Origin of the sequence: Kribbella antiqua (assembly GCF_004345665.1) — a bacterium.
In the GTDB taxonomy this organism is placed as follows: Bacteria; Actinomycetota; Actinomycetes; order Propionibacteriales; family Kribbellaceae; genus Kribbella; species Kribbella antiqua.
This window is the reverse complement of record NZ_SLWR01000001.1, coordinates 1,225,363-1,240,688: the sequence shown is the minus strand read 5'-3', so window position 1 is coordinate 1,240,688 and position 15,326 is coordinate 1,225,363. Positions and strand designations below refer to the sequence as shown.

Below are 15,326 nucleotides of genomic sequence, written 5' to 3'. Positions count from 1 at the left end.
GGGCGGGTTGGACGGCAGGTACGGCGGCTTGGGCACGTACGGCTGCTGCGGCACCGGGCCGCGCTCGAATGCCCGCGGTGCGTTCGGCAGCGACGGGGACGGGTCGAGACCCAGGCCGTTCGGCCGGTCCCGCCAGTTGTCGTTGTCGTAGTCCGAGCGGCGGTGCTCCTCGGTTGTCCGGTTCTTCGGTCCGGTCCCGTACGGCGATGGCAGTTCCTCGTCATCTCCGTGGGTACCGGCCGACGAGAAGTTGTCAACCATGCGTTCATCGTCCCACCGTTGCGGAGGGTAAGCGCCACCGCCTGTGCTTGAGTGATCGCTCACATCGTCTCCGGGCAGGCCGGTCCGGTCCGTGGGGTCCTCAGAGGTCCCCCACGGGCTGTCAGTGGTTGGGCGGTACCGCCAGGAGTCGCTCAGTGCTCGGCTGCCTTCCGTGCGTCCTCACGCCATGCGTTGGTGATCGGCAGTCGCCGGTCCCGGCCGAAGGCCTTGTGGGTGATCTTCGGGCCCGGCGGGTACTGCCGCCGCTTGTACTCCGCCTTGTCGACCAGCTGGATGACCTTGCTGACCAGCTCGGTGTCGAAGCCGGCCGCGACCAGCTCCGCACTGCCACGGTCCTGCTCGACGTAGTCGTCCAGCATGTCGTCGAGCAGGTCGTACGGCGGCAGCGAGTCGGTGTCCTGCTGCCCCGGTCGCAGCTCGGCCGACGGCGGCTTGGCGATCGAGTTCTCCGGGATCGGCGGTTGCTTCCCGTGCGCCTTCGCGTCCTCGTTGCGCCACTTCGCCAGCCGCCAGACCAGGGTCTTCGGCACGTCCTTCAGCGGCGCGTATCCGCCGACCGCGTCGCCGTAGATGGTCGAGTAGCCGACGGACAGCTCCGACTTGTTGCCGCAGGCAAGCACCAGGTGGCCGTCGGCGTTCGACAGGCCCATCCAGATCACCGCCCGGACCCGCGCCTGCAGGTTCTCCTCGGCCAGACCGGTCAGTCCAAGCGTGTCGAGGAACGGCTGGACCATCGGCTGGATCGGCACCACCCGGTAGTTCAGCCCGGTCCGCGCGGCGAGCTCGGCGGCGTCGTCGCGCGAGTGGTCGCTGGAGTACACACTCGGGTTGGAGATGCCGAAGACGTGCTCGGCCCCGATCGCGTCACAGGCGATCGCGGCGACCAGCGACGAGTCGATGCCGCCGGACAGCCCGAGCAGGACGGACTTGAACCCGTTCTTCTGGACGTAGTCGCGCAGCCCGGTGACGATCGCGCCGTACATCTCGGCCTCGTCGGCGAGCCGCGGCGCGACGGCGGCGGCCATCGGCTCGTACGGCGCCAGCGCGTCGTCGTGGAGCACAGTGTGGACGATCTCGATGCCCTCGTGCGTGCCGGACGGCGTAGCAGTCGGCTCGGGCAGGTCGAGGTCGACCACCATGCTCCCCTGCTCGAACTGGGGCGCGCGAGCGAACACCTTGCCCGAGGCATCCGCGATCAGCGAGTCGCCGTCGAAGACGAGCTCGTCCTGGCCGCCGATCAGGTTCACGTAGGCGAGCGCGCAGCCGGCTTCGCGGGCGCGGCGACTGACCAGCTCACCGCGGACGTCGTCCTTGTTGGCCTCGTACGGCGAACTGTTGACGACGAGCAGCAGTCCGGCACCCGCGGCCCGAGCCACGGCGGCCGGGCCGCCGTCCTGCCAAAGGTCCTCGCAGATCACCAGTGCGACGTCGACGCCGTGGATCCGGATCACCTGCAGGGTGTTGCCGGGGACGAAGTGCCGGAACTCGTCGAAGACGCCGTAGTTCGGCAGGTGGTGCTTGACCGCGCTGGTGACCACGCGGCCCTGGTGGATGACCGCGGCCGAGTTCGTCGGCGAGCCCTTCGGGCGGCCGAGCCGGTCCACGCCCATCGCCGAACCGGCGGCGCGGTCGAGGTACCCGCAGACCACCACGACATCGCCCAGGCCTTCGTCGGCCAGCCGGGTGGCGAGGTCCTGGATCCGGGCCTGGGACGCGTCGACGAACGACGCCCGCAAGGCCAGGTCCTCGACCGGGTAACCGGTCAGCGCGAGCTCCGGGAAGGCCACCACGTGCGCGCCTCGCTCGACGGCGTTCCGGGTCCAGGCGACGATCTTCTCGCTGTTCCCGTCGATATCGCCAACGGTCACGTTGAGCTGAGCGAGAGCAAGCCGGAGCTGAGGCACGGGAGCACATTACTGGTTGAGAGGCCCTTACTCACGCGGGAGGTACGAAGGTTTACCCACTCAGTAACTTTCGGCAGATGTGCACCCGGAACGCGGCCGATTCACTGGACGGTATGACTGCGCAGGGTGGGCCCACCGGATTGGCCGAGCGGGCGCTGGGGCCGGACCTGGCCAGAGGCTTCATGCTGCTGTTCATCGCCTTGGCCAACTCGCACTACTTCGTTTACGGGTCAGGAGTATTCGGCGGGTTCCCGACCGACGGATCGGCTGTCGACCGGGCGGTCGGGTTCGTGATCGCGACCTTCGTCGACGGCCGGGCGTTCCCGATGTTCGGGGTGTTGTTCGGGTACGGCGTCGCGCAGATCGTCCGGCGTCAGCGCGAGGCCGGGAAGGAGTGGTGGCCGATCCGATCTCTCGATGCTTCCGCAGAGCTTTCTCGGGCAGTTCGGCGACCGGATCGTCGTACAGCCGTTCATCGCGTTGCTCGGGCCCATCGGGTTCGTCGTACCGTTTCTGATGGGTCTGTGGGCGGGCCGGCGGCGCATCCTCGAACGGCCGGCCGAGCACGTCATGCTGCTGGTCTCGACCGCGATCATCGGCATCACCGTCGCGGTCCTCGGCGCTCTGCCGGTGTCGCTGATCATCGGCGGCGTGATCGACCCGCCGAGCGACCACACGCTCAGCCTGATCGGCTCGATGCATGATTCGTCAGGCGTCTTCGGCGGTTTCGGGTACGCCGCTCTGATAGTGCTGATCGCGATGCGGCTCGGCGATCGCCAGGGTCCGATCACCCTGGCGATCGCCGCGGTCGGTCAGCGCTCGCTGACCTGTTATCTGGCCCAGTCCGTCGTCTGGGCCGTCGTCTTCACGCCGTACCTGCTCGATCTGTCCCGCACTCTGTCCACGGCCACGACCGCGCTGCTGGCGATCGCGACTTGGCTCGCGACGGTGTTGCTGGCCGATCGGATGCGGCGGGTGGGTTATCGCGGACCGTTCGAGCTTCTGATCCGCCGGATCACCTATCAGCCCAGCATGACCTCGGCTACGCGGTCGCGGAGCTCTGGGAGCCGGGCGTAGAAGACATCCCCGGGGCACTGGGTCGCGTTGTAGTCGCGGTGCCCGACGATCGCCGCATGCGGATCGAGTCCGTACGTCGTACACAACCAGGCGCAGGTGAGGACGGACATGTCGAACAGCGCGGTCGTTGGGTTCGCACTGGTGTAGATGCCCTCGTGCTCGATGCCGATCGTGTGGCTGTTGTGGTTGGCGGTCTGGGCGCCCATGACGTTCTGCCGGTTGTTGATCGACGACAGCGACTTGCTGCGGCCTTCCATCAGGTAGCCGCCGCGGCTGATCGTCAGCTGGTTCCCGATGTCGATCCAGCCGTTGGTGTCCATGTGCAGGTCCTGGATCCAGTGCTGCACCTTGTACGCCGCCGCGAGCGAGTAGTCGGTGACGTTCGGGCTCGCGGTGTGGTGGATGACGATGTGGTCGGGCGCGCCGATCACCGTCGTGGCGGACTTGGGCGGCCGGGCGGACCACTCGGCGCGGGTGTAGCAGCGCGGCGCGGGGGCGGCGTGCGCTGCTGTGGTCGGGAGGGTGATGCCACCGAGCAGTACGCCGCCGGCGGCAGCGCCGCGCAGCAGGTTACGCCGGGACATCCGGGCAGGTGGGTATTTTTCTGGGGCGGTCATGTTATGGAAAATTCCCTACGACGAGGCTCGCGAAACAGGCGCGCCGGGTCTGGTCTAATGACGGTCGTGACAAGTCAGGGGGACGTCCGGCTGGGACGGGCCGGCAAGAGTGTGCGGGTGCTGGTTGCCCTGGTGGGGATCGGTCTGCTGATCAACGGTTCGGTCCGGGCCAGCGACGACGCCTGGCCGTTCGGGCCGATGTCGCAGTACGCCATGTCGGTGCCGGACGACGCCGCGATCACCTACACCCGGATCAGCGCCCAGACCGACGCCGGTACGACGGTCGACGTACCGCTGAACATCGAGGGCGCCGGGGTCGCGCGGGCCGAGATCGAGGCGCGTACGGGCGAGATCGTCAAGGACCCGTCGCTGCTGCAGCAGGTCGCGGACGGCTGGGCGCGGAAGCACCCGGACAAGCCGAAGTACGTGAAGCTCGAGCTGATCCGCGACACCACCCAACTCGTGCACGGCCGCGTCGAGGGGCCGCCGGCCTCCGAGGTCCTCGCCACCTGGGCGGTCCGGCGATGAGCGCCCTCGAGACCACGACCGCCCGCGTCGTGGACTGGTTCACCCCCAAGATCGCAATGGCGCGGATCGCGTGGTTGCGGACGATCCTCTATCTGTTCGTCATCCTCGACATGCACGCCTTCGTCCGCGACACCCGGGACAAGGGTGAGCATCCGGGGCTCTACCAACCGCTGCTGCTCGCCCGGCTCCTCGATCTACCAAGGCCGTCGGTGGCGAACACGACGGTGTTGTACGGCGTCCTGATCGTCGCCTGCCTGGTCGGCGCGACCAACTATTTCCCGCGGATCGCCGGCTGGATCGTCGCGCCGGCGTTCACGTGGTGGGTGCTGATCGGAATGAGCGACGGGAAGGTCGATCACGACCACCTCGCGTTGGTGATCGCGCTCTGGGTGCTGCCGACCGTGGGGAAGGCGTCGTACGGCGATCAGACCAGGTCGGAGGCGGCGGGGTGGGCGATCCGCTGCGTGCAGCTCTGCGTGATCGCGACGTACTTCCTCTCGGCGATCGCGAAGCTGCGGAGTGCCGGGTGGGCCTTGACCTGGCCGAGGAGCGCCGTACTGACGTGGGCGATCGTACGGCGGCCGCACCCGGTCGGGGAGTGGTTGCTGCACTACCCCTGGATGCTGCATGTGATGCAGTGGGTCGGGATCACCGCCGAGTTCCTGTCTCCGGTGATCCTGTGGCTCAAGGGGCGGTGGCAGCTGTTCGGGGCGCTGTTCTTCCTTGGGTTCCACGCGGCGAACACGGCGATCCTGCTGATCCACTTCCTGCCGACGGTGGTGTGCTGGCTGGCGTTCGCGCCGCTGGAGCGGATCGTGCCGTGGTTCCAGAAGCGACGGTCAGACGGCGACGCCCGACAGGCCGAAGACCAGGCCGAAGAGGGCCGGGAGGCCCAGCAGCAGGCCGGCGCGTAGCCGGAAGCGACGACCGCCAGGGCCGGGAGTGCGGACGACGCGGGAGAGCACGGCACCGGCGTACCCGAAGACCAGAGCGGCGAGCAGGATCTGCTTGGTCGGCAGCTGCGCGCCGTTGTTGGTCAGCCCGAGCGTGAGCAGCCCGGGGCAGCAGAACGCGAACATGCCGAAGCCCAGCTCCGGGATCGGCAGCCAGCGACGGCCGAGCACGTCCCGCTCGGCGGGCCGGCGGCCGCGGATCGATTGGACGAACCGCGCGGTGCTGATCAGCAGGTCGGTGACACAGAGGATCGCGGCCACGAGGAGAGCGGCGTGAAAGATCATCTGCACCCGGGAAACGGTAGGCCCTGATCGGCGCAATGTCCGCACCAGCACGTAACGTCTGCTTAACAGAGCAGAGGCAGACTGTGTGAGGGCCCTGGCGGGCCGACGCTGAGCGAGAGGTGGACTGGCCGATGGACAAGCAGCAGGAGTTCGTACTGCGCGCGCTCGAGGAGCGCGACGTACGGTTCGTGCGGCTCTGGTTCACCGACGTGCTCGGGTTCCTCAAGTCGGTGGCGGTCGCGCCGGCCGAGCTGGAGGGCGCGTTCGCGGAGGGGATCGGGTTCGACGGTTCGGCGATCGAGGGCTTCGCCCGGGTCACCGAGGCGGACATGCTGGCCAAGCCGGACCCGTCGACCTTCCAGATCCTGCCCTGGCGGGGCGAGACGATGGGCACCGCGCGGATGTTCTGCGACATCAACATGCCGGACGGCTCGGCCTCGTTCGCCGACCCACGGCACGTGCTGAAGCGGACGCTGTCGAAGGCGGCCGACCTCGGCTTCACCTTCTACACGCACCCGGAGATCGAGTTCTACCTGTTCAAGTCGCTGACCGGTCAGCCCGGCACGCGGCCGGAGCCGGTGGACTCGTCCGGCTACTTCGACCACACCCCGCAGGGCATCGGCAACGACTTCCGCCGCGAGGCGATCACGATGCTGGAGTCGATGGGTATCTCGGTCGAGTTCAGCCATCACGAAGGCGGCCCGGGCCAGCAGGAGATCGACCTGCGGTACGCCGACGCGCTCAGCACCGCGGACAACATCATGACCTTCCGGGTGGTGGTGAAGGAGGTCGCGCTCAGCCAGGGCATCTACGCGTCGTTCATGCCGAAGCCGCTGGACGACCAGCCCGGGTCCGGGATGCACACCCACATGTCGCTGTTCGAAGGCGACCGGAACGCCTTCTTCGAGGGCGGCGCGCAGTACCAGCTGTCCAAGACCGGCCGCGCCTTCATCGCCGGCCTGCTGCAGCACGCGGCCGAGATCACCGCGGTGACGAACCAGTGGGTGAACTCGTACAAGCGGCTCGCCGTCGGTGACGAGGCGCCGTCGTTCGTCTCCTGGGGGCACAACAACCGGTCCGCGCTGGTCCGGGTGCCGATGTACAAGCCGCACAAGGGTCAGTCCAGCCGGGTCGAGTTCCGCTCGCTGGACTCAGCCGCGAACCCGTACCTGGCCTTCGCGCTGATGCTGGCCGCCGGACTGAAGGGCATCGAGGAGGGCTACGAGCTGCCGCGCGAGGCCGAGGACGACGTCTGGTCGCTGACGTCGCGCGAACGCAAGGCCCTCGGCATCAAGCCGCTGCCGAGCAGCCTCGCCGAAGCCATCAGCGCGATGGAGGACAGCGAGTTGGTCGCCGAAACCCTCGGCGAGCACGTCTTCGACTTCTTCCTCCGCAACAAGCGCGCGGAGTGGGCCGACTACCGCCGCCAGGTCACCCCATTCGAGCTGAACAAGCTGCTCCCAGTCCTCTAACCGTTGGGGACTGGGACCGGCTGGTCCTCCGAGGTGGTCCAGCGCGCCGCGGCGGTGGAATGCCTGTACGGCGCCTCTGACACCGGCGGTGGCGGTGGCGCCGACATGGCGGCGACCGTCTCTGGTGCAGCGGGCACCGGCGTGCCGTTGGGCGCGAGCGCGTGGACCTCTTCCAGCGTCAGCAGGCCGACCGGCCGGACTCCTTCGGTGATCACCACGATGCTGCCCGGAACCACTTGCTGAGCGCGATTGCCCTTCGCCGGCACGAGAATCCCCTCGGCCGGTGTACGCCAGGCGCCCGGCGCGAACCGGCGCAGCGCGATGCCCGCCTGACCGTCGTCCGGCGTCCGTGGTGGCAGGTAAGCCGTGGCTGTGTAGTCGTAGTCGTAGTCCGGCTCAGGCGGCCCGGACACTCGCCCACCCTGCTGGGGCGTCAACCAGACCACCGTGCCCCGAACAGCGAGCGACCCCGTCATCATGACCATGAACAGCCATCATGCCGACTACTGAGCGAATTCGCTACACGACACCGTGTATTGGCCGCAATGTGGTCGCGATGCGTTCGAGATGTCGAGGCTGCGGCGTTCGCACGACCGGCCTACGGGTAGCCTGCAGGCGTGGTCGAGGAGCGTAGAGCGTCTTGGGAGGGGCGACTGGTTCGGCTGGGCTTCGCCGATCCCGTGCGGGCCGGGCGGATGCTCGAGCAGCTGGACGGGTTCGACTCGCACACCTTGATGGCGAGCGAACAGCTCATCACCACCCTGTCGGAGTCCGCGGATCCGGATCTCGCGCTCCGTGGGCTGTGCGGCCTCGCCGAGGCCTTACACCGCCATGAGTACGACGTCGCCGCGTTCGCCCGGACGCTCGAGGTTGACGACGACTTCCGGCGCCGGCTCGTCTACGTGCTTGGTGCGAGTGAGGCGCTCGGGCGGCATCTCGGCGTACATCCGAGGCACTGGTACGACCTCGCGGATCCGTCGCTGGCCGGGGTCCGCCCGTCGGCCGAGGACGTCGCCGCCAAGCTGGCCACCGTGGTCGACGCGCCCAATCCTGTCGACGCCCTTCGGGTCGAGTATCGCCGTCTGCTGTTGAGACTCGCCGCACGCGATCTGGCCGAGGGGCTTTTGGTCGACGAGGTGGCCGCCGTACTCGCGGATCTTGCCGGGGGAGCGCTCGAGACCGCGCTGCGGATCGCCCGCAACGAGTACTTCGCCGCGCACCCGTCCGCCGCCGACTGCCGGCTCGCGATCATTGCCATGGGCAAGTGTGGTGGCCGGGAACTCAACTATGTCAGCGATGTCGACGTCCTGTTCGTCGCCGAGCCACTCGACGATGAACCGGAAGCGCCGGCCCTCAAGACCGCTACGCAGCTCGCCGCCGCCACCATGCGGATCTGTTCGGCACACACCGCCGAAGGCACCCTCTGGCCGGTAGACGCAGCCCTGCGCCCCGAGGGCAAGTCAGGTCCGCTCGTCCGTACCCTCGACAGCCACCTCGCGTATTACCAGCGCTGGGCCAAGACGTGGGAGTTCCAGGCACTGCTCAAGGCCCGCCCGGTCGCGGGTGACGCCAAGCTGGGTCAGGAGTACGCCGAGAAGACCGGGGAGCTGGTGTGGTCGGCGGCTGACCGGGCCGGGTTCGTCGACGACGTCCAGGCGATGCGCCGCCGCGTCATCGACCACATCCCCGCTGCCGACATGGATCGCCAGCTCAAGCTCGGCCCTGGCGGCCTGCGGGACGTCGAGTTCGCCGTACAGCTGCTGCAACTTGTGCACGGGCGCAGCGACGATGCCGTCCGCAGCGGTACGACGCTCGTCGCGCTGGAGTCATTGACGAAGTCGGGCTATGTCGGTCGCACGGATGGTGCGGTCATGGCCGATGCGTACCGGTTCTTGCGGTCGATGGAGCACCGCATCCAGCTGTACCGGTTGCGCCGTACGCACCACGTGCCCAACGAGGAGGTCGATTTCCGGCGGCTCGGGCGGTCACTCGGGTTCACGAGGAACCCGGTCGCGGACCTGACCACGGTGTGGAAGAAGCACGCGCTAGAGGTACGGCGGCTGCACGAGAAGCTGTTCTACCGGCCGCTGCTCGCGGCGGTCGCGCGGATCCCGGGTGGCGAGGTACGGCTGACGCCGGAGGCGGCCAAGCAGCGGCTGACCGCACTCGGGTACGCCGATCCGTCGTCCGCGCTCCGGCACATCGAAGCCTTGTCCGAAGGGGTGTCGCGACGGTCGTCGATCCAGAAGGCGCTGCTGCCGGCCATGCTCGGCTGGTTCGCGGAGTCGCCTGACCCGGACGCCGGACTGCTCGCGTTCCGGACCATCTCGGACACGCTCGGCTCGACGCCGTGGTACCTGCGCCAGCTGCGCGACGAAGGCGCGTCGGCCGAGCGACTCGCTCATCTACTCGCGAGCGGCCGGTACGCCGTTGACCTCTTGCAGCGAGCACCCGAAGCGACCGCGATGCTGGCCGACGAACGCGAGCTCGTGCCGCGCAGTGAGGAAGGGCTGCTGACCGAGATGTCGGCGGCTGCTGGGCGGCAGGAGCAGCCGGAGGCGGCGGTGGCTGCGATTCGTGCCGCGCGTCGGCGCGAGCTGTTCCGGGTGGCGGCGGCGGATCTCTCCGGGGTGCTCGAGGTCGAGCAGGTCGGCGAGGCGCTCACGGTGATCTCGTCGGCGACACTCACAGCTGCTCTCGAGGTTGCCCGACGAGCGGTTGCCAAGGGTGAGCCCGAGCCCACCCGGATGTCGATCGTCGCGATGGGCCGGTTCGGTGGGCACGAGCTCGGCTACGGCAGCGATGCGGATGTCATGTTCGTCCACGACCCGCTGCCGGGGGCTGACGAGAAGGCAGCGACGGATTTCGCGACCCAGGCGGCGACGGAGTTGCGGCGGCTGCTCGCGTTGCCAGGCGCGGACCCGGCTGTTGCCGTCGACGCCGATCTGCGTCCTGAGGGGCGGCAAGGGCCGCTGGTTCGGACGCTGGCGTCGTACGCCTCCTACTACGCCCGCTGGTCCGCGGTGTGGGAGGCACAGGCGTTGTTGCGGGCCGATCCGCTGTGTGGCGATGCCGGGCTGTGTCAGGCATTCCGCGAGCTGATCGACCCGCTGCGGTATCCGGCGAACGGCGTATCGGACCGGGACGTGATGGAGATTCGCCGGATCAAGGCGCGGGTGGACGCCGAGCGCCTGCCGCGTGGCGCCGACCCGAGCACGCACACGAAGCTCGGGCGTGGCGGGCTGGCCGACATCGAGTGGACCGTTCAGTTGCTGCAGATGCGCGAGGCATATCGAGTGCCTGGCCTGCGCACGACGCGGACGCTCGGCGCACTGCGGGCCGCGGTCGAGGCCGACCTGGTCAAGGCGGCGGACGCGGACACCCTGCGGATCGCGTGGGAGCTGGCGACCCGGATCCGCAACGCCATCATGCTGGTCCGCGCCCGCCCCGGGAACTCGCTGCCGAGGGACCCGCGCGACCTCGCGGCCGTCGCCCAGATCTGCGGCTACCCGCCGGGCGAATCGAGCCGCTTCCACGACGACTACCTCCGCATCACCCGCCGGGCCCACAACACCGTCGCCCACCTCTTCTGGGACGACTAGGTCAGACACGGCCTTCTATAGACTCCTGTCAGTGGAACTGGTGGACGCAGTGGATGAGGTCAGGCAGGCGGGGGTATTCAGCCACGTCCGGCGCAGTGTGCGGATGACGGTCGGGCAGAAGCGTGTGTGGGAGACTCACTGGCCGTCGCTCGGGCGGAAGCTCGAGGAGCTGCCGCCAGGCCCGGTCGATCTGGCCGAGTGGTTCGGCCGGGAGGCGCCGACCGTGCTGGAGATCGGGTCCGGGATGGGCGACGCGACGGCGCAGCTCGCGGTGGCGGCGCCGGAGGTGAACCACCTGGCCGCCGAGGTGTACCCGGCCGGCCTCGGCCAGCTGATGCTCTGGGTGGAGAAGTACGACCTCGACAACGTCCGCCTGCTGCAGGGCGACGCGCTCGACTTCCTCCGCGACCACGTCGCGCCGGACACGCTGGCCGGCGTACGGATCTACTTCCCCGACCCTTGGCCGAAGAAGCGGCACCACAAGCGCCGGCTCGTCACGCAGCCGTTCGTCGCACTGGTGGCCTCCCGGCTGCAGCCCGGCGGAACGTTGCACCTGGCAACGGACTGGGCCGGCTACGCCGACCGCATGCTCGAGATCTGCGACGCCGAGCCCCTGCTGAGGAACCAGTACGACGGCTGGGCCCCGCGCCCCGAGTGGCGACCGATCACCAAGTTCGAATCCCGTGCCCAGGCCGAGGGCCGCACCTGTCGCGACCTGCTGTACACGAAGGTCAAGCCGACCGGCTCGTGAAGTTCCACTGGCCAGCCGGGACCGTGTAGACGGTGTAGCCGTCCTCGTACGACGCCTCACCCGCGAACGGAGCCGGTACGGCGGTGACGTCCGACGCCGAGGCGGACGGTACATGGACCTCGGCCGTCGTACCGACCGGCACCAGCACCTCCAGCGACAGCACCCGCCCGACGCGCTTCCAGCTCACCGACACGCGGCCGCGGATCGTGTCGGTCCGGATGGTCGCCGAGTCCACCTCAGCACGTGCATCGGGCCGGACCAGGATCCGCTCCCAGCCCGCCTGCAGATTGCGCAGGCCGGCGACGTTCTCATACAGCCACTGCACGACTGTGCCCTGGAAGTAGTGGTCGCGCGACCGGGAGTCGTCCTCCCACATCTCCCACATCGTGTCGGCGCCCTGGTCGAACCAGTACCCCCAACTCGGGTAGCTCCGCTGCAGCGCAACCTTCGTCGCCACCTCGCCATACCCGTACGCGGTCAGCACCGGCAGCAGTACACCGACGCCGAGACAACCGGTGTTCAGGTGGAAACCGCGAGCCTCCACATCCGCCGCAAGATTGGCCGCCACCCGCGGCGCCAACTCGTCGGGCACGATTCCGAAGGCCAGAGGTACGGCGTTCGAGGTCTGCCGATAGTCAGGATCGTCGGCTGACCGATACACCCCGGCCTCCCGATCCAGGAACGTGCGATTCAGCCCATCAGCAAGCTCAGCCGCGGCCTTCTGACAGTCGTTGGCCTGCCCGATGATCTCGCCGATCTCAGCGGCCGCGATCAGGGCTCGGTAGAGATACGCCGTACCGGTGAGCCGGCGGTCCTCCGGCGCCGGGCCGCTGCCGTAGCCGGGTGGCAGCCAGTCGCCGAGGACGCTGACCGACAATCCGTCCTCGACGCGAGCGAGCTCCCAGGCCAGATAGCGGGTCAGCGAGTCCCAGTGCTCCCGCAGCAACCGCTCGTCGCCGTACGTGCGATGCATCTCGCGGAGGAGGAACGGATATACGGTCGGCCACTCGGTCGCGGGGGAGAGGTCGGTGAAGCCCCATCCACTGGTCGGGACGATCACCGGCAGCTGACCGGACTCCGCCTGACTGTCGCGGATGTCGCCGAGCCACTTGGTGAAGAACCGGGCCAGGTCGAGCATCGCCAGCATCGTCGGCCCACCCACCTGCGCGTCGCCGGTCCACCCGTTCTTCTCCATGAACGGTGTGTCGGTGGGGATCCCGTGCAGATTGTTCAGCACCGTACGGCGCATCGCCCGATCGAACTGCTCGTACGACGATTGCGTCGTCGCAAACCGGGTGGCGTCGCGGACATCGGAGTGCACCACCCGCATCAGCAAGTCCGGCCGATCGGTCACGCCTTCGACCTGGACGTAGCGGAAACCCTTGTAGGAAAAGCGCGGTTCCCATTCCTCGACAGCGTTGCCAGCGGCAATGTATTCGTCACGCTGAATCCGGTTGCCCTCGACATGCTCGTTGACGGCGACCACATTGCCATCAGCAACTGTCTCGCCATGGGTGAGCCTGATCCTGGTGCCGGCCTCGGCCGTCACACTGAGCTTGGTCCAGCCGGCCGTGGTCCGGCCGAAGTCGACGATCCAGACGCCGGGCCTCACCTCGGTGATCGCGGTGGGTTCGACGGTCTCGATGACCCGGATCGGTTCGTGTGCCTGCGCTTGCAACGTGCCCTTGGGTGCGTCGACCTCGGCAGCTGCCGACCAGCTGGCGTCGTCGAAGCCGGGGGCGTCCCAGCCGGGGAGGGCGCGGCGGGCGTCGTACGTCTCGCCGGTATAGAGGTCGTCGGAGATGGTCGGACCGGCGGTGACGCGCCAGGACTCGTCCGACACCACTTCGACCGTACGCCCGTCGTCGTACGAGATGACCAGACGGGTGAGCAGTCGCGGCTCGGCGGTCCACGGGGTCTGGTGCCAGCGCCAGACGTTGGGCGTGGCGAGGCCGAAGAACCCGCGGCCCAGCTCGGCGCCGACGACGTTGTCGCCGCTCTGGACCAGTTCGGTCACGTCGTGGGTGACGTACAGAACAGTGTGGTCGTAGTCGGTGAAGCCGGGATCGAGTACGGCGTCGCTCACCGGCTGACCGTTCAGCCGGAGGTCGGCGTAACCGAGGCCGCTCGCGTACAGCCGGGCGTGCTTCACGGTGCCGTCGGTTGTGAAGGCTTTCCGGAGCAGGTTCGCACCACCGATCCAGCAGGCAGCGCCGAAGCCTTCGTCGAACAGTCCGGTCTCGAACCATTCGGGCTCGGCCGCCGCGCCGACGCGGTCCAGGCCGTCCCAGAGCTGGACGGTCCAGTGGTAGCGGGTGCGCGGGGCCAGCGCAGGGCCGTCGTACTCGATGCCGAAGCTGCGCGAGGACGGCACCTTGCCCGAGTCCCACACATCGCCGGCACCCGGCTCGGATCCGACGAGGATCCGGTACGCCGTCTGCGTCGCGCCGTACCCAGGTGCTGTGGCGACCCAGCTGAACCGCGGCCGCCGGACGTCCGTCCCGAGCGGGCGTACGGCGTACTCGGTCTTCAGCGTTCCGGGAGTGAGCGGACCACCAGGCGTCCAACCGTCCGGCAGTGCAGGCATCAGGCGGCTCCTCAGGCTCGTCGGCAAGCTTCAGGACGGTAGGCAGTTACGTGACCAGCTTTCAACACTCTGACCACAAGTGGCCGTTGTCTCACAGAGCGAATTTATGTCTCACATCGCGAAACCTGAGCATCTTGCTCGACTTTGTCCGCTTTCATAGAGGCATGCAGGTCACCTCGAACGCTCCCGGCGACGCCCTCACGCGGCGCCGGCACGTCGACCTGCTGCGCGTGAACTCCTCCGGCTGTTGACCTTCGGCGCACCACTTCGGTCCGTCCACCTCCCTCCTTGCCCGAAGGAACAGTTCCGTGCGTCGTCTCATCCTGATCGCCTTGCTGGGTTCTGTCGCCCAACTCGTCGACGGCACGCTGGGCATGGCCTACGGCGTCACCGCCTCCACGGCCCTGCTCATCACCGGGATCTCCCCAGCCGTCGCGTCCGCTTCCGTGCACCTCGCCGAGGTCGGCACCACGCTCGCCTCCGGCGTATCGCACTGGCGGTTCGGCAACGTCGACTGGCGCGTAGTCGCGCTGATCGGCCTCCCGGGTGGGGTCGGCGCTTTCGCCGGCGCGACCTTCCTGTCCAGCCTGTCGACCGAGTCGGCCGGTGTATGGGTCGCGGCGTTGCTGCTCCTGCTCGGCATCTACATCCTGGTCCGGTTCGCCACCGGCAAGGTGCGGGCCGTGATGGAGGGCCGGCCGGCTGGCAAGTTCCTCGGGCCGCTCGGCCTGGTCGCCGGGTTCATCGACGCCACCGGTGGTGGCGGTTGGGGCCCGGTGGCGACCTCGAGCCTGCTGAGCAGCGGCAAGCTGGAACCACGTCGTACGGTCGGCTCGGTGAGCGCGGCTGAGTTCGTGGTCTCGGTTGCCGCCAGCATCGGGTTCCTGTTCGGGCTGGGCAAGGAGAACCTGCCGTTCGGTGTCGTCGGCGCGCTGCTCGTCGGCGGCGTACTCGCGGCGCCGCTGGCTGCCTGGCTGGTGTCGCGGCTGGCGACTCGCTGGCTCGGCGTCGGCGTCGGCCTGGTGCTGATCCTGACCAACGCCCGCACGCTGCTGAAGGGCATCGGCGTCGACGAAGGCCTGCGCTACGTCGCGTACGGCGTTCTGGTCGCCGGCTGGGCGGCGGTCGTCGCCTACAGCGTTCGCACCACCGGTCGCGGGGCGGATGCCCGGGCCGCGCGTGAGCTCGAGACGGTCTGAACACCACACCACATTCCTGCTGTTCCTCCGCCTGCGGCCGCACTCGGGTCGCCGTACCTCAAAGGTTTT

The 15,326-nt window shown here is 68.6% G+C and carries 12 protein-coding genes; 7 read left to right on the top strand and 5 right to left on the bottom strand.

Going from position 1 to position 15,326, the window contains the following annotated elements:
* Positions 1–413 precede the first annotated feature (413 nt).
* Positions 414–2,186 (bottom strand): NAD+ synthase, encoded by a 1,773-nt coding sequence (locus EV646_RS05870; protein WP_132144592.1) that lies wholly within the window; start codon positions 2,184–2,186, stop codon positions 414–416.
* Positions 2,187–2,603: 417 nt separating this feature from the next.
* Here EV646_RS05870 and EV646_RS05865 point away from each other — a divergent pair, with 417 nt between their 5' ends.
* On the top strand, positions 2,604–3,263 hold the full coding sequence (locus EV646_RS05865; RefSeq protein ID WP_241995328.1) for a DUF418 domain-containing protein: 660 nt from the start codon (positions 2,604–2,606) through the stop codon (positions 3,261–3,263).
* Here EV646_RS05865 and EV646_RS05860 read toward each other — a convergent pair.
* Positions 3,209–3,880, bottom strand: coding sequence for a peptidoglycan recognition protein family protein (locus tag EV646_RS05860; protein ID WP_199236793.1), 672 nt, complete (start codon positions 3,878–3,880; stop codon positions 3,209–3,211). The genes EV646_RS05865 and EV646_RS05860 overlap by 55 nt on opposite strands.
* A 57-nt stretch (positions 3,881–3,937) precedes the next feature.
* Between EV646_RS05860 and EV646_RS05855 the strand changes: the two genes are divergently transcribed.
* Together EV646_RS05855 and EV646_RS05850 are read left to right on the top strand one after the other, a co-directional pair.
* Positions 3,938–4,408 (top strand): hypothetical protein, encoded by a 471-nt coding sequence (locus EV646_RS05855; protein WP_132144590.1) that lies wholly within the window; start codon positions 3,938–3,940, stop codon positions 4,406–4,408.
* On the top strand, positions 4,405–5,322 hold the full coding sequence (locus EV646_RS05850) for an HTTM domain-containing protein (RefSeq protein ID WP_132144588.1): 918 nt from the start codon (positions 4,405–4,407) through the stop codon (positions 5,320–5,322). Before EV646_RS05855 ends, EV646_RS05850 begins: the two co-directional genes overlap by 4 nt.
* Here EV646_RS05850 and EV646_RS05845 read toward each other — a convergent pair.
* On the bottom strand, positions 5,248–5,646 hold the full coding sequence (locus EV646_RS05845) for a hypothetical protein (RefSeq protein WP_241995424.1): 399 nt from the start codon (positions 5,644–5,646) through the stop codon (positions 5,248–5,250). The genes EV646_RS05850 and EV646_RS05845 overlap by 75 nt on opposite strands.
* 131 nt (positions 5,647–5,777) lie before the next feature.
* Here EV646_RS05845 and glnA point away from each other — a divergent pair, with 131 nt between their 5' ends.
* Complete coding sequence (gene glnA, locus EV646_RS05840) at positions 5,778–7,118, top strand: type I glutamate--ammonia ligase (RefSeq protein WP_132144584.1); 1,341 nt, start codon at positions 5,778–5,780, stop codon at positions 7,116–7,118.
* Here glnA and EV646_RS05835 read toward each other — a convergent pair.
* A complete protein-coding gene (locus tag EV646_RS05835) occupies positions 7,115–7,531 on the bottom strand; it encodes a hypothetical protein (protein ID WP_241995326.1) in 417 nt (138 codons plus the stop codon). The genes glnA and EV646_RS05835 overlap by 4 nt on opposite strands.
* Before the next feature lie 204 nt (positions 7,532–7,735).
* On the opposite strand from EV646_RS05835, the gene EV646_RS05830 reads away from it, so the two are divergent.
* Together EV646_RS05830 and trmB are read left to right on the top strand one after the other, a co-directional pair.
* Positions 7,736–10,720 (top strand): bifunctional [glutamine synthetase] adenylyltransferase/[glutamine synthetase]-adenylyl-L-tyrosine phosphorylase, encoded by a 2,985-nt coding sequence (locus EV646_RS05830; RefSeq protein WP_132144580.1) that lies wholly within the window; start codon positions 7,736–7,738, stop codon positions 10,718–10,720.
* A 31-nt stretch (positions 10,721–10,751) separates the two neighbouring features.
* Positions 10,752–11,471: a tRNA (guanosine(46)-N7)-methyltransferase TrmB gene (gene trmB / locus EV646_RS05825; protein ID WP_241995324.1), complete on the top strand. Its 720-nt coding sequence runs from the start codon at positions 10,752–10,754 to the stop codon at positions 11,469–11,471.
* Here trmB and EV646_RS05820 read toward each other — a convergent pair.
* Positions 11,452–14,058: a family 78 glycoside hydrolase catalytic domain gene (locus EV646_RS05820; RefSeq protein WP_132144578.1), complete on the bottom strand. Its 2,607-nt coding sequence runs from the start codon at positions 14,056–14,058 to the stop codon at positions 11,452–11,454. The two genes, trmB and EV646_RS05820, sit on opposite strands and share 20 nt — an antisense overlap.
* A gap of 308 nt (positions 14,059–14,366) precedes the next feature.
* Between EV646_RS05820 and EV646_RS05815 the strand changes: the two genes are divergently transcribed.
* Complete coding sequence (locus tag EV646_RS05815; RefSeq protein ID WP_132144576.1) at positions 14,367–15,257, top strand: sulfite exporter TauE/SafE family protein; 891 nt, start codon at positions 14,367–14,369, stop codon at positions 15,255–15,257.
* Positions 15,258–15,326 lie beyond the last annotated feature (69 nt).

Coding starts and splice junctions, on each gene's coding strand:
- EV646_RS05855 (WP_132144590.1), top strand. CDS start 3,938: ATGACGGTCGTGACAAGTCAGGGGGACGTCCGGCTGGGACGGGCCGGC.
- EV646_RS05865 (WP_241995328.1), top strand. CDS start 2,604: ATGCTTCCGCAGAGCTTTCTCGGGCAGTTCGGCGACCGGATCGTCGTA.
- EV646_RS05850 (WP_132144588.1), top strand. CDS start 4,405: ATGAGCGCCCTCGAGACCACGACCGCCCGCGTCGTGGACTGGTTCACC.
- EV646_RS05820 (WP_132144578.1), bottom strand. CDS start 14,058: ATGCCTGCACTGCCGGACGGTTGGACGCCTGGTGGTCCGCTCACTCCC.
- glnA (WP_132144584.1), top strand. CDS start 5,778: ATGGACAAGCAGCAGGAGTTCGTACTGCGCGCGCTCGAGGAGCGCGAC.
- EV646_RS05860 (WP_199236793.1), bottom strand. CDS start 3,880: ATGACCGCCCCAGAAAAATACCCACCTGCCCGGATGTCCCGGCGTAAC.
- EV646_RS05845 (WP_241995424.1), bottom strand. CDS start 5,646: ATGATCTTTCACGCCGCTCTCCTCGTGGCCGCGATCCTCTGTGTCACC.